General features: G+C 65.1%; 12 protein-coding genes and 4 tRNA genes. 11 read left to right on the top strand and 5 right to left on the bottom strand.

Features of this window, described 5'->3' with window-relative positions; all coding sequences use genetic code 11:
• The first annotated feature begins 31 nt into the window (after window positions 1-31).
• From FHY55_RS11970 to FHY55_RS11960, 3 genes are read left to right on the top strand one after another with little or no spacing between them, the layout of a single operon-like run.
• On the top strand, window positions 32-787 hold the full coding sequence (locus tag FHY55_RS11970; protein ID WP_140014411.1) for a heme ABC transporter permease: 756 nt from the start codon (window positions 32-34) through the stop codon (window positions 785-787).
• Complete coding sequence (gene ccmD, locus FHY55_RS11965; protein ID WP_140014410.1) at window positions 780-926, top strand: heme exporter protein CcmD; 147 nt, start codon at window positions 780-782, stop codon at window positions 924-926. The genes FHY55_RS11970 and ccmD overlap by 8 nt, the downstream gene beginning before the upstream one ends.
• Window positions 923-1468, top strand: a complete 546-nt coding sequence (locus FHY55_RS11960) for a DsbE family thiol:disulfide interchange protein (RefSeq protein ID WP_140014409.1) — start codon at window positions 923-925, stop codon at window positions 1466-1468. The genes ccmD and FHY55_RS11960 overlap by 4 nt, the downstream gene beginning before the upstream one ends.
• Here FHY55_RS11960 and FHY55_RS11955 read toward each other — a convergent pair.
• Entirely contained in the window at window positions 1465-2865 is a 1401-nt protein-coding gene (locus FHY55_RS11955) for an MFS transporter (RefSeq protein ID WP_140014408.1), read from the bottom strand. The genes FHY55_RS11960 and FHY55_RS11955 overlap by 4 nt on opposite strands.
• Before the next feature lie 67 nt (window positions 2866-2932).
• The gene (locus FHY55_RS20525; protein WP_168222989.1) at window positions 2933-3109 is read right to left on the bottom strand and encodes a hypothetical protein; all 177 of its coding nucleotides are present in this window, start codon (window positions 3107-3109) and stop codon (window positions 2933-2935) included.
• Between the two features lie 16 nt (window positions 3110-3125).
• Between FHY55_RS20525 and FHY55_RS11950 the strand changes: the two genes are divergently transcribed.
• From FHY55_RS11950 to FHY55_RS11940, 3 genes are all read left to right on the top strand, one after another.
• Entirely contained in the window at window positions 3126-3458 is a 333-nt protein-coding gene (locus tag FHY55_RS11950) for an HU family DNA-binding protein (protein WP_168222988.1), read from the top strand.
• A 12-nt stretch (window positions 3459-3470) separates the two neighbouring features.
• A tRNA-Val gene (locus tag FHY55_RS11945) sits at window positions 3471-3545 on the top strand.
• Between the two features lie 121 nt (window positions 3546-3666).
• A tRNA-Val gene (locus FHY55_RS11940) sits at window positions 3667-3742 on the top strand.
• Between the two features lie 226 nt (window positions 3743-3968).
• Here FHY55_RS11940 and FHY55_RS11935 read toward each other — a convergent pair.
• Window positions 3969-5354 carry a gamma-glutamyl-gamma-aminobutyrate hydrolase family protein gene (locus tag FHY55_RS11935; RefSeq protein WP_140014406.1) on the bottom strand — a complete coding sequence of 462 codons (1386 nt, stop codon included), beginning with the start codon at window positions 5352-5354 and terminating at the stop codon, window positions 3969-3971.
• Between the two features lie 253 nt (window positions 5355-5607).
• Here FHY55_RS11935 and FHY55_RS11930 point away from each other — a divergent pair, with 253 nt between their 5' ends.
• From FHY55_RS11930 to FHY55_RS11920, 3 genes are all read left to right on the top strand, one after another.
• A complete protein-coding gene (locus FHY55_RS11930; RefSeq protein WP_140014405.1) occupies window positions 5608-6453 on the top strand; it encodes a hypothetical protein in 846 nt (281 codons plus the stop codon).
• A 64-nt stretch (window positions 6454-6517) separates the two neighbouring features.
• A tRNA-Asp gene (locus tag FHY55_RS11925) sits at window positions 6518-6594 on the top strand.
• Between the two features lie 28 nt (window positions 6595-6622).
• Window positions 6623-6699 (top strand) — tRNA-Asp (locus tag FHY55_RS11920).
• Between the two features lie 249 nt (window positions 6700-6948).
• Here the strand turns inward: FHY55_RS11920 and FHY55_RS11915 are convergent.
• A complete protein-coding gene (locus tag FHY55_RS11915; RefSeq protein WP_140014404.1) occupies window positions 6949-7818 on the bottom strand; it encodes an alpha/beta fold hydrolase in 870 nt (289 codons plus the stop codon).
• Window positions 7819-7948: 130 nt separating this feature from the next.
• Window positions 7949-9328: a dipeptidase gene (locus FHY55_RS11910; RefSeq protein WP_140014403.1), complete on the bottom strand. Its 1380-nt coding sequence runs from the start codon at window positions 9326-9328 to the stop codon at window positions 7949-7951.
• A 217-nt stretch (window positions 9329-9545) separates the two neighbouring features.
• Between FHY55_RS11910 and hemA the strand changes: the two genes are divergently transcribed.
• Window positions 9546-10781 carry a 5-aminolevulinate synthase gene (gene hemA / locus FHY55_RS11905; RefSeq protein WP_140014402.1) on the top strand — a complete coding sequence of 412 codons (1236 nt, stop codon included), beginning with the start codon at window positions 9546-9548 and terminating at the stop codon, window positions 10779-10781.
• 197 nt (window positions 10782-10978) lie between these two features.
• The gene (locus FHY55_RS11900) at window positions 10979-12682 is read left to right on the top strand and encodes a helix-turn-helix domain-containing protein (protein ID WP_140014401.1); all 1704 of its coding nucleotides are present in this window, start codon (window positions 10979-10981) and stop codon (window positions 12680-12682) included.
• Window positions 12683-12749: the final 67 nt, after the last annotated feature.

Genomic DNA, 12749 nt, shown 5'->3' with positions numbered 1-12749 from the left:
CCTGACCAAGGCGGAGCCTAGGGTGCGCGGCATGTCGATTTGGGAATATGCAAATCCGGTGAAATTCATGGCGACGAGCGGGCGGATTCTGCCCGCCTGCGCCGTGTTGGCTGCTGTGGTCACGCTGGTTGGGCTTGGCTGGGGGTTCTTTGCGACGCCGGAGGACTACAAGCAGGGCGCGACGGTGAAGATCATCTTCATCCATGTGCCTGCCGCGATGATGGCGATCAACGCATGGGCGATGATGCTGGTGGCCTCGCTGATCTGGGTCGTCCGCCGCCATCATGTGAGCGCGCTGGCGGCGAAGGCGGCGGCCCCGGTGGGCGTGGCGATGACGTTGATTGCGCTGTTCACAGGTGCCGTTTGGGGCCAGCCGATGTGGGGGACATGGTGGGCGTGGGATCCGCGGCTGACGTCCTTTTTGATCCTGTTCCTGTTCTATCTCGGTTACATGGCGCTTTGGGCGGCAATCGACGACCCGGACACGGCGGCCGACCTCACCTCGGTGCTTTGCCTTGTTGGCTCTGTCTTTGCGATCCTGAGCCGCTATGCGGTGAACTTCTGGAATCAGGGCCTGCATCAGGGTGCTTCGGTGCTGCGGGCGGGCGCGGTGACGGGCAGCGACACGGAGGAGAAGGTGAGCAACGTCTATGCGCTGCCGCTCTTCGTTTCGATGGCGGGATTTTTCCTGCTGTTTCTGGCGCTGGTGCTGATGGGCACGCGCACCGAAATTCGCGCCCGGCGGATCAAGGCGCTGGAGGCGCGGGCGCGGATGGCAGATGCCTGAGTTGGGAAAATATGCGGCTGAGGTGTTGATCGCCTATGCTGGCTCGATCGCCATTTTGGTGGGGTTGCTCGTTGTTACCATCAGGCGTGGGGCGAAGGTGCGTGCGCGGCTGCGGCAGATGGAAGAGAGCCGGAAATGAAACCGCTTTATTTTGTGCCCTTCGGGGTGATCCTTCTGATCGGGCTGGCTTTTTGGTGGGGCAACGGGCGCGAGGGGCAGAATGAGCTGCCCTCGACCTTTATTGGCCGCACCGCGCCGGAGCTGAAGCTGGAGCCCTTGGCCGGCGAGCCGGTTTTTACCCGCGAGATGCTTGAGAGCGAGGGGGTGAAGCTGGTGAACTTTTGGGCCAGCTGGTGCGCGCCGTGCCGGGTGGAGCACCCGAACCTTGTAAAACTCGCCGAGGCGGGCGTGCCGATTTATGGGATCAACTTCAAGGATGACCCGGAAAAGGCGGCGGATTTTCTGGCCGAGCTGGGCAACCCCTATGCCGCCATTGGTGCGGATGTTGAGGGGCGCAGCGGCTTTGCCTGGGGCGCCTATGGCGTGCCGGAGACCTTTTTGATCGACGGGGAGGGCAAGATCCTCGCACGGGTGGCGGGGCCGGTGACAAGCTCGACCTATGCGCGCGATCTCGGCCCGGCACTGGCGGCGGCGGGGATAAAGGTGACTCTGGCCGATTAGGCGGGCAGCGGGCTGCGGGCATAGAGCCTTCGGGCTGCCAGCAGCGCTGCGAGGGCCAGCAGCACGGCGGTGCCCCAGAGCGCGGTGAGGGGCGTGGTGGTTGAGCCGCTATCGAGCGCCGGGACAAGGCCGCTCACCGCCGCGATCCATCCGAAGAGACCTGCGCCAGTGGCGTAGCCGAGGGTTTGCACCGTGGGCATGAAAGAGGCGGTGCGGGCGCGCTCGGCCTCGGGGGCGGCCTCCATGATGAGCTGGTTGGCGGGGCCCCATGAAAAGCCGAAGGCGGCGCCCGAGAGCGATTGGCCGAGCAGGACCAGCGGCAGGGTGGCGGTGACGAAGCCCGCACCAACGCAGGCCGCGCCCGCCACTTGCAGCGCCGGGGCGAAGCGCAGGGCGGCTTGGCGGTGGTGAGCGGGCAGGCGGCCTGCGACCATGGCCCAGAGGCTCCAGTTGAGCGCCATTGTTACAACCACCCAACCTGTCAGAACGGTGGAGAGGCCGAAGATGGCGCGGGCGCATAGGGCGGTGAAGATCGACGAGACGCTTTGCGCCACTGGCATCAGGAACACCAGCCAGGTTCCTGCGCCGATGGGGGAGAGGGTGAAGGCCTCGGACGGGAAGAAGCGCGTTCCGCCCCGGCGCCGCGGGCGACGGTCGATGACGAGGGCGGCGGCGATGAGCGCGAGGCCAGCAGGCAGGCCAAGCGCGGCAGCGGGCGAGGCGGGCAGGGCAGAGGGGAGCGCCAGCACGGCGGCCCCGGCAAGGCAGAGGGCGACGGGGCGCAAGGGTGTGCGGCGCTTGATGACGAAGCTATCGGCGGCCCGGCCCGGCAGGATCAGGGACGCCGCCGCAAGAAAGGTGAGCGCCAGTGGCAGGCCGGTGAGCATGGCGATGGGCCAGCCGAGGTGCTCGGTGGCATAGCCGCCCGTCAGCGGGCCGAGCGCAGCCGCGAGCGCCCAGACTGTGGCCTCTACCGCGAAGACGCGAGCAACGATGGTAGCAGCGAAGAGTTGGGGGATCAGTGAATAGCAGAGCGCGGCGATCACCCCATCGGAGAACCCCTGCAAGGCCCGCCCAAGCACGAAGGCCGGCCCGCTCCAGGCAAGGGCGGTGAGCGCCGTTCCGGCCAGAAAACAGGCCGCCGCGCCGAGCGCTGTGGCCCGCGCCCCGAGGCGGGCCCGGATCTCTGCCGAGGTGACGCCGCCTGCGACCACGCCGATGAAGAACATCGCGTAGACCAGCGGCAGCATCGGCAGCGCGGAGAGCGCCTCCATCGCCACGGGGATGGAGGCGGTGATGGCCATGTCGTTGAAGGCGTGCATGCCAATTCCGGCGGAGATGGCCAGCACCGGGCCACGGGTGCCGGCGGCGAGGAGGGAGGGGGTTTGCGTGCTCATGTGGGGCAATCTGCGCTCTCAAGTATGGTTGAGGTCAAGAGGGCGATTGCACGACGTCGACAGCCTGTTAGGTTGGGCGCAAGAGCAGCAGCATAAAAAGAGAGGCGAAGATGGCCGGAACCCGCAAGAACACCGGAAGCAGCAAGAGCACATCGACCAGAAAATCCACCTCGACCAGCCGGAGCCGCAGCAAGAGCAGCAGCGCCAGCAAATCGACCGCGGCGGCCAGCAAGACCGCAGTCAAGGCGACGCCGCCCGCGGTGAAACTGGTGGAGCCCGCGCCGAAGCCGGAAATCACCGTTGTTACCCCCGCCGAGCCGGTTGTGGCCGAAGGGATCGTGAAGAAGGTGGAGCTGGTTGCGCGGGTCGTCGAGGCGACGGGCCTGAAGCGCAAGGATGTGAAGCCCGTGGTGGAGGCCACGCTGCAAGAGGTGAACCGGATCATCGGGGAAGGCTCCAACCTGCAGCTTCCGGAGCTGGGCAAGCTGATGATTCACAAGCGCAAGGACGTGCCCAACGGCGAGATGGTGATGCTGAAGCTGCGCCGAAAAACTGCCCAGAAGCCTCTTGCAGAGAGCGACGACAACGGCTAAATCGCCCCCCACGGGTGATTAGCTCAGTGGTAGAGCGCTTCGTTCACATCGAAGATGTCAGGAGTTCAAATCTCTTATCACCCACCAGTTTGGAGGCCTCGGGCGTGAAGAATGCCCGGGGCTTTTCTCTGCCACAGGGCCCAATTTGGGGCCGGGCTCATCTAGGGCTTGCGGGGCAGGGCCGTGGCGGGGTAATCCGCTGCGCAATGGGTCGTTAGCTCAGTTGGTAGAGCGCTTCGTTTACACCGAAGATGTCGGCGGTTCGAGCCCGTCACGACCCACCATTCTTTCTGTTTCACGCTGACGCCACTGGGGTGCCCGGCAGAGGGGCCGACCGACGCATGCCGCTTTGCGGCACACTGGGGCGGCGGTTCGAGCCCGTCACGACCCGCCACAGCTTCACGTCCCGCCGAAACGATGGGCCCGGTCCGGGCGTCAAGTTTCGGTCGACGCAACCGGGCCGTCGCGGACCGCCGGGGCGAGGATTCTGCGGCACTTCAGGGAGCGCTGCTACAGCTCTTCGGGCCCTTCCTCGGGGGCATCTCTGGGCCATGTGTTCAGCACCGTTCTCTTGTCTTCGGCTTTCAGATATTTGCCCGCCCAAACGTTCTTCTCGAGGAATGCGGCGATCGGGGCGCCGTGGCGTAGCTGCTTCAGGCGGAAGGCGGGGAGCGGGGCGCCGAGGGCGAGGTTGAGCATTTCGTCGGGGGTGAGGTAGAGGTTTTCCTTCCGACCGAGGTTGTACAGGTAGGCTCTGACGAGGAGTTCGGAGCGTGACTTCCAGGCCGGGTTTTCGGTGTCTTCCTTGTGCCTCGGGATGCTGGCGGGGCGTGCGGGACGGCCAGGGGTGGCGCTGGTGTGAACGGGCGCGCCGCGCCAGCGCACGGCGGAAGCGTTGCCGATTGGCGTCTTGCGCTTGTGGCGCTTGATCAGAAGCTCGACGGTTTCGCGGTGGACCTTATAGGCGGATGCCGCCTCGATCATGTATTGGATCAGCCTGAGGTTGGCGGCACGGGAAGTTGGGTGCTCTTCATCATCCGCGCCGGTGGGCAGTTGATATTCCGGATGCCATTGGGCGCCGATGACCGGCGCGCCATGGGCGCTTTCGACTGCTTCGCTGGTTTTAAGCGCGCTCGGATCGCGGGCGCTCATGTTGAGCATGTTGTTGGGTGCAACTTCGTAGGGTTGTTCTTGCAGATCGGGACGGGTGCCCATGCTGCGGGTGCGGACGGCGGCCCAATGGACTGAATTGGCGTGCATCTCGGGCAATTTTTGCCCGGGCTTCAGATCGGCGCGGGCCTTGGTGCGGCCTGTGGCGTCTTCGAGCAGGCTGCCGGGGCGGGTTTCCAGCGGGTGTTTGAACTGGGTTTCGACCCGGTTCATCGGCCCGGCGTGGCGGGTGCGGTTGCCGGAGCTGGCCCCGGCCTGCATGATCTTGCCATCGCGCCCGAGGGCGGCCAGCTCGATGGTGGAGCCGCCGTAGTTTTCGACCAGCCGCCAAGAACCGCCGCAGAGCGCGAGGATGGGCATGCCGAGGACGCGGGCCTTCTCTATCAAGTCAAGTTCGGACTGTGCGCGCTGGCTTGCATAGGCCGCGGCGTTGCCCTTGGCCACATTGTCTTTTGCCTGGGTGACGGGGCGGCCCCTTCCGTTGGTTTTGACGGTGGGGATCTGGGTGTCATTGGCGTGGGGGCCGCCGGGCACCACCAGCAGGTGCATGTTGGCCAACTCGCCGAGGCGCACGTCATCGGCGGTGTCGGCCTCGTCCCAGGCGAGGGTGAAGGTTTCGATATCGCGCCGCAGGGCGATATGGTCGAACACCGCGAGATCGCCACGGTGGGCCGCGTTGCGGCCATCGCGGCGCCATGTGACGCCGATGTTGATGTTGCCCGGCATGGTGGAGCCCTCCCTGTGGCTGCGGTGCTGGCGGACCGTCTCGGCGCGGGCAGGTGGCGGGGCAGGCAAAATTGCGCCAGCGGAGAGGGTGCGAGTGTAGTTAACCCTACGGAAGGCAGTTTTGTCAAAACCTCAGATTGTGGGGCGGCCCTCGCTCGCAACCCCTGCGATTGCCCGCTGCTGGCTGGACAGCTTGCCCCTGCGTCGCTTAGCCTTCGGCCGCAATAGTTGAGTGATTTCAGCGAGGGACAGGATGGTCAGACCGTTTGTATTGGTCTGTGGCGTGGCGCTTTTGGCCGGGCCGGTGGCTGCGCAGGACAGCCCGCCCTGTGACGCGCCGATTTACCTTGAAGGCGCGACGGAAGGGGCGGCGGCGGATGTGGTGCATCGGCTGGAGGCCTGGCCCGGTGCTTTTGGCGGTGAGGTGCAATGCGTGCGCGGCCTGCGGGATGGCAAGGTGGCGCAATATTGGGCGGAGTTTTTGCCGGGTGGGAGCGAGACGCAGGAACATGTGACCTATACCGAGGGGCGAATTACCTATTTTTTGAAGTTCAAGAGCGAGGAGGGCGCGGCCCGCCCGGTTGCCGATTGCGCGCGGCGCAGCGGTGGCGGCTATGTGTGCCGGGTCGATCTGGCAGCGGGCAAGGGGCTGTTTCTGGTGCGCTTTTTTGACGACGCGCTGCAATTTACCGGGATTCGGGTGATGGCCTTTCCCGCCGATGGTGTGGTGAATGCCGCGCTTTGGGAGATGGTGGGCGCCGATGTGGAGGCCGGGCGCATGGAGATGGAGATGGAGCTGCTGCTGCCGGAGACCGGGCAGCGCTGGCCGCTGAGGCCAGAGGCAGAATCGGCCCCCGGCGCGCCGGTGCTGGGCTTTTCGGGCGATGCGGCATGGGATGTGATGAAGGTGATTTACACCAAGGCGCAGCTGCTGGTGCTGGAGACTCGGGTGCGCAACGAGGTGGAGGGGCAGGAGGTGACGACCACCGCCACCCATGATGTGAGCGCGGGCAATCTGACCTATCTGATCGACAAGCTTGCGAAGGTGGAGGAACTGATGGTTTCGGACCTCGAAGAGACGAGAACGTTCAAATACTAATTGGGCGCGATTGGCCGCTTGACGAGGCTTTGCCGCCCGCTTAGAAGGCCCCCTACAGCGCTGCGCGGTTGTAGCTCAGTTGGTTAGAGTGCCGGCCTGTCACGCCGGAGGTCGCGGGTTCGAGCCCCGTCAACCGCGCCACGCTGTATTTGCCTTTTCAGGCCCATGCGCGGTTGTAGCTCAGCTGGTTAGAGTGCCGGCCTGTCACGCCGGAGGTCGCGGGTTCGAGCCCCGTCAACCGCGCCACTTTTTTCCATTGGTTTTGTGATTGAGTGCGTCCGCTTTTGGCGGGCGTTTTGCTGTTGGCGGGGGGTGCGGGCCGGCAGCCAGATCGCGATTTTTGGTGAGGGCTGGCCCCCCACACCACGCGCTTTAGTGGGGGGCCAGCCCCCCACACCCCCCGGAATATTTGCAGCAAGAAAATGGGGCGGGAGTCGGGGCTTTGTGGGTGCGTTAACCTTAACAGGGGTTAGGGTTAATGGCGTATGGCGGGCGTCAGAGGGTGTCGAGAAAGGCCTTGAGGGCTTTGGTGGTCTCGTCCGGGGCGGTGTCGGGGAAGAAGTGGCCGCCGGGGATGGCTGCGTGGGTCATGGTGGTGTTTTTGGGGGCCCAAGTTTCGGGGACGTCGTAGAGCTTGGCCATGGCACCGGAGGCGCCGTAGAGGATTTGCGCGGGGCATTGGATGCGGGCGCCGAGATCGGCGGTGTCGTCAGCCAGATCGAGGGTGAGGGTGCTGCGGTAGTCGTTGCACATGGCGCGGCGGGTCTCGGGATTGGCCCATGCGGCGCGGTAGGCGGCGAGTTGGCTTTCGTGGAAATCGGTGATCTTGGCGGCGCCCCAGCCGAGGAGGCAGGATTCGTAATAGGCGTTCGGATCGGGGGCGATGAGGGATTCGGGGAAGGGCTCCGGCTGGGCGAGGAAGAACCAGTGGTAGTAGCTTTGGGCGACCTTGAGCTGGAGGTCGGTGAGGAGGGTGTGGGTTGGGACGATGTCCATCAGTGTGACGGCCGCGAGGCGGTCGGGGTGGTCGAGCGCCATGCGGTGGGTGACGCGGGCGCCGCGATCGTGGGAGATGACGGCGAACCGTTCGTGGCCGAGGTGGGACATGAGGCCGGTGAGGCGGCGGGCCATTTCGCGGAAGGAATAGGGGGTGAGGTCTTGCGGCTTGGCGGAGGCGCCGTAGCCGGGGAGGTCGGCCAGCACGATGGGGTGGTTGTCGGCGAAGGCGGGCGCGATGGGGTGCCACATGGCGCGGGTTTGCGGGAAGCCGTGGAGGAAGAGGAGGGGGAGGCCGGTGGGGGCACCGCCAGTTTCATAGGCGATGGAGAGGCCGTCGATTTCAGTGGTGTGGGCGGTGAAGGTCATGGTGCTGTCATCCTCGGGCTTGACCCGAGGATCTCTTGCGGAGGGAGACCCTCGGGTCAAGCCCGAGGGTGACGGTGGGGCTGGTGGAGAGAGGTCCTCGGGTCAGGCCCGAGGATGACGGGGGGTGGGATCAGCCGTTGGTGAGTGCCGCCAAGATGCGGGCCCAGCTTCGGGTGCCTTTGTGGAAACTCTCCACGTCGTACTTCTCATTGGGGGAGTGGATCGCATCGTCGTCCTTGCCGAAACCGATGAGCATGGCGTCCATGTCGAGGATGCTCTTGAAGTAGCCGGCGATGGGGATGGAGCCGCCGCAGCCAACATAGGCGGCTTCGCGGCCATATTCTTCGGTGAGGGCTTGGCGGGCGGGCTCGAAGGCGGCGTGGCTGGTGTTCATGTGGCCTGCGGGGCCAGCGCCGTGGGGGTGAAACTCGACCTCGCAATCGGGCGGCAGCATATCCTGCACCATCTTGCGGAAGTTCTCGCGGATGGCCAGCGGGTCTTGCTCGCCGACGAGGCGGAAGCTGACCTTGGCGGAGGCCTTGGAGGGCAGGACGGTTTTGAAGCCATCGCCGGTGTAGCCGCCGGTGATCCCGTTGATCTCGCAGGTGGGGCGGGACCAGAGCTGCTCTAGCGCCATGCGGCCCTTTTCGCCTGCGAGTTCGGAGAGGCCGACGTCTCCAAGGAAGGATTTTTCATCAAAGCCGAGGGCTTGCCAGCTTTTCTTCAGGTTGTCGCCGATCTCGGGGACGCCGTCGTAGAAGTGCGGCACGGTGATGCGGCCTTCGTCGTCGTGCAGCGCGGCGAGTATTTTTGTGAGCACGCGGATCGGGTTCATCGCGGCACCGCCATACATGCCGGAGTGCAGGTCTTTGCTGGGGCCGGTGATGGTGAGCTCTTCGCCCAGAAGGCCGCGCAGCTGGGTGATGATCGCGGGCACGGTATCAGCGAAGAGGCCTGTGTCGCAGATCAGGGCGATGTCGGCCTGCAGCTCTTCGGCGTGCTCCTTCATGAAGGGGATGAGGGAAGGGGAGCCGGACTCCTCCTCGCCTTCAAAGAAGATGGTGAGCTTGCAGGGGAGTGCCCCGTGCTCGGCGACCCAGGCGCGGAGGGCTTCGACGAAGGTCATCAGCTGGCCTTTGTCATCGGAAGCGCCGCGGGCGCGGATGACGCGGCCTTTGGGCGTGTCTTGCACTTCGGGGTCGAAGGGGGCGCGGTGCCAAAGGTCGAGCGGGTCGACGGGCTGCACATCATAGTGGCCGTAGAATAGGAGGTGGGGGCCTTCATCCGGGCCGCCGTGGGCGACGACCATGGGGTGGCCCGGTGTTTCACGGGCGGAGGCCTCGAAGCCGAGCGATTTCAGGTCTTCCACCAGCCAGTCGGCGGCGCGGGCGCAGTCGGCCTTATAGGCGGGATCGGTAGAGATGGAGGGGATGCGGAGCAGCTCCATCAGGCGCTCGAGCGCGTCGGGCAGGGACGAATCGATACGGGCGAGGACGGGATCGACAGACATTGGGCCTCCTTGGTTTCGGCGGAGGGTAGCACTGGCTGGGCGGGTGTCCAGCGGGGGCAATTCACGCAGAAGCGTGCATGGGCCGTGAAATTCACGTGATCTGGATCAAAGTGCCAAAATACCGCAGGAGGTATGTGTTCCCGTAGGAACATCGCTCTGTTAATAACTTCAGACACGCAGAGCGGACAAGAAGAGGACGCGCCCCGTGACATGCCCTATGAGCTCCAAGGCGGATAGCCTGCAAAGCATTGATACCGCGCTGGAAAAGCTGCACGAGGAAGGCCGTTACCGGACTTTCATCGATATCGAGCGCCGCAAGGGGCACTTTCCGCATGCGGTCTGGATGAAGCCCGATGGCTCCGAGCAGGAGATCACGGTGTGGTGCGGCAACGATTACTTGGGCATGGGCCAGCACCCGGTGGTGCTTGAGGCGATGCATGAGGCGCTGGAGGCCACGGGCGCAGGGTCGGGCGGGACGCGCAACATTTCCGGCACCACGGTTTATCACAAGCGGCTCGAGGCGGAGCTGGCCGACCTGCATGGCAAGGAAGCGGCGCTGCTGTTTACCTCGGCCTATATTGCCAATGACGCCACGCTGAGCACGCTGCCCAAGCTGCTGCCCGGCCTCATCATCTACTCCGACGAGCTGAACCACGCCTCGATGATCGAGGGCATTCGCCGCAACGGCGGGGCCAAGCGTGTGTTCCGGCACAATGACGTGGAGCACCTGCGGGAGCTTCTGGCCGCCGACGATCCGGCCACGCCGAAGCTGATCGCCTTCGAGTCGATCTATTCGATGGACGGCGATTTTGGCCCGATCAAGGAGATCTGCGATCTGGCCGACGAGTTTGGCGCGCTGACCTATCTTGATGAGGTGCACGCGGTGGGCATGTATGGCCCGCGCGGCGGCGGCGTGGCGGAGCGGGACGGGCTGATGGACCGGCTCGATATGATCAACGGCACGCTGGGCAAGGCCTTTGGCGTGCATGGTGGCTACATCGCCGCCAGCGAGAAAATCTGTGATGCGGTAAGGTCTTACGCGCCGGGCTTCATCTTCACCACCAGCTTGCCGCCGGTGGTGGCTGCGGGGGCTGCGGCCTCGGTGGCGCATTTGAAGAGCGACAGCACGATCCGCGAGCAGCACCAGACCAACGCGCGCATTCTGAAGACCCGCCTGAAGGCGCTTGGCCTGCCGATTATCGACCACGGCAGCCATATTGTGCCGGTGATCGTGGGCGACCCGAAGCATACCAAGATGATCTCGGATATGCTGCTGGAGGACTACGGGGTTTACGTGCAGCCGATCAACTATCCGACCGTGCCGCGCGGCACGGAGCGGTTGCGGTTTACCCCCTCGCCGGTGCATGGGCCCAAGATGATCGACGGGCTGGTGAAGGCGATGGACGGGCTCTGGAACCACTGTGAGCTGAACCGGCAGGAACTCTCCGCCTGAGCGGCGCTTAAGTTTTAAGACATTTGCAGAGTTCCTAGCCGATGGGTCTTTACTCATCGGCAAGAAGCCTCTGGTAATCGCATCTGCAAGTGCATCACTGTTAGCATCATGGTAATCTGTACGTGATCTTGGCGTGTAGCGCACGAATCGCCATAGGTCTTGGGGATACATATGGAAATGCGCACGGGGCAGGCCACATGATAAGGCGCAGGACGCCAAAGCCGGATGCGGAGGAAGCGCCGCCGAAGGGTTTTGATGATTTCGATCTGAGGCTCGGCGATATCATGCGCGGCGAGCGAGCGACCATGGGCAAGAGCCTGTTGGACGTGCAGCGCGAGCTGAAGATCAAGGCCACCTACATTGCCGCAATCGAGAACTCTGACCCGAGTGCCTTTGAGACCCCCGGCTTTATTGCCGGTTACGTGCGCTCTTACGCCCGCTATCTGGCGCTGGACCCGGAATGGGCCTTTGAAACCTTCTGCCGCGAGGCCGATTTTGCCACCCTGTCCGGGCTGGAGCAGAACGGCCGCAAGGGCGAGGTAAGCAAGGTTTCCAAGGAGGCAACCGCTGCCGCCGAGGGCGCGCTTGGCGGGATGCTGACGCGGCTCAAGGGGGGCGGCCCCAATGGGGCTGGCAAGCCCAAGGCACGCCCGCTTACCCGGGTGGCCGGTGCGAGAGACCCGTTTGCCGAACCGAATGTGACCTTCACCCCGCGTGGCGACAGCCTGCTTTCGCGCATCGAGCCCGGCGCGATTGGCTCGTCGCTGGTGCTGCTCGCGCTGATTGGTGCAGTGGGCTATGGCGGCTGGGCCGTGTTGCAGCAGGTGCAGCGCGTTTCAGTGGCCCCGGTGGATGAGGCGCCCGGTGTTGTGGCCGATCTGGACCCGCTGGCTGCGCCCTCCATGCCTGAGAGCGCTGCGCCCGAATATGCTGGCGTGGATGCCGCGACCCCGGATGCGCTGGACCGGCTCTATCGCCCGCAGGCGCTTGATACGCCGGTGATGACCCCGCGCGATGGCCCGATTGCGGCGCTGGACCCGGCCACGCAGGGGGCCTTGGCGCCCGGAGCAGGGCTAGGAGCCGGGCGGGGCGCAGAGCTTGTGGCCGGCACCAGCGAGGTGCGCCGCGATGACGGCACCGTGGTGGAGAGCGCCGATGTGCTGGAACTGGTTGCCACCGCTCCGGCCTGGGTGAGGGTGCAGGACGCTGAGGGCAACATCCTGTTCGAGAAGACCCTGAACGCTGGCGAGCGCTGGATTGTGCCTGAGGGCGATGATGTGGCGGTGCTGCGCACGGGCGCGGCGGGGGCCGTCTACTTTGCGATGGACGGCAAGACATATGGCCCGGCTGGTGCGCGGGGTAATGTGGTTTCGGGGCTGGAACTGCGCCGCGACGCGTTGCGTGACAGCTTTACCGTGGCCGACGCCGGATCGGATGGGGCGCTGGCCCGTGTGCTGGCAGAAGCGCCGCAGAAGCCTTTGAATGCGCCGGAGAATTACGAAGAGCTGCGCGCCGCCGCCGAGGCGATTGTGGCTGGCGCGCCGAAGGTGACGGCTGATGGCCAGCCGCTGGTGGAGCTTGTGGCCGTGCGCCCGAGCTGGGTGCGGGTGCGCGCCGCTGACGGCAGCACCATCTATGAGCGCATCATGCAGCCGGGCGACCGCTACAGCCTGCCGCAGGCCGAGGTTGCGGCAACGCTGCGCACGGGCGATGCGGGCTCGATCTATGTGGTTGCCGGTGGGCAGGCCTATGGGCCGATTGGCAGCCGGGGTGAGGTGGTTTCGAACTTCGCGCTCAGCGCAGAGGGTGCGACCGAGAGCCTTGCCGTGGCCGACCTCAGCCGCGATCCGGCGCTGCAAAGCGTGATGGTTGCCGAGAACGGGCAGCTGGTTTCGGAATAACCGCGCCAGCGGAGCCCCCGCGCTGAAATCTCGCATTGTCGGCAGGGCAGGCGCGGCCTATCTCTCG

The sequence above is a fragment of the Oceanicola sp. D3 genome (genome assembly GCF_006351965.1).
GTDB lineage: Bacteria > Pseudomonadota > Alphaproteobacteria > Rhodobacterales > Rhodobacteraceae > Vannielia.
The sequence above is the reverse complement of the archived record's forward strand: the minus strand, read 5'-3'. Positions and strand labels throughout refer to the sequence as shown.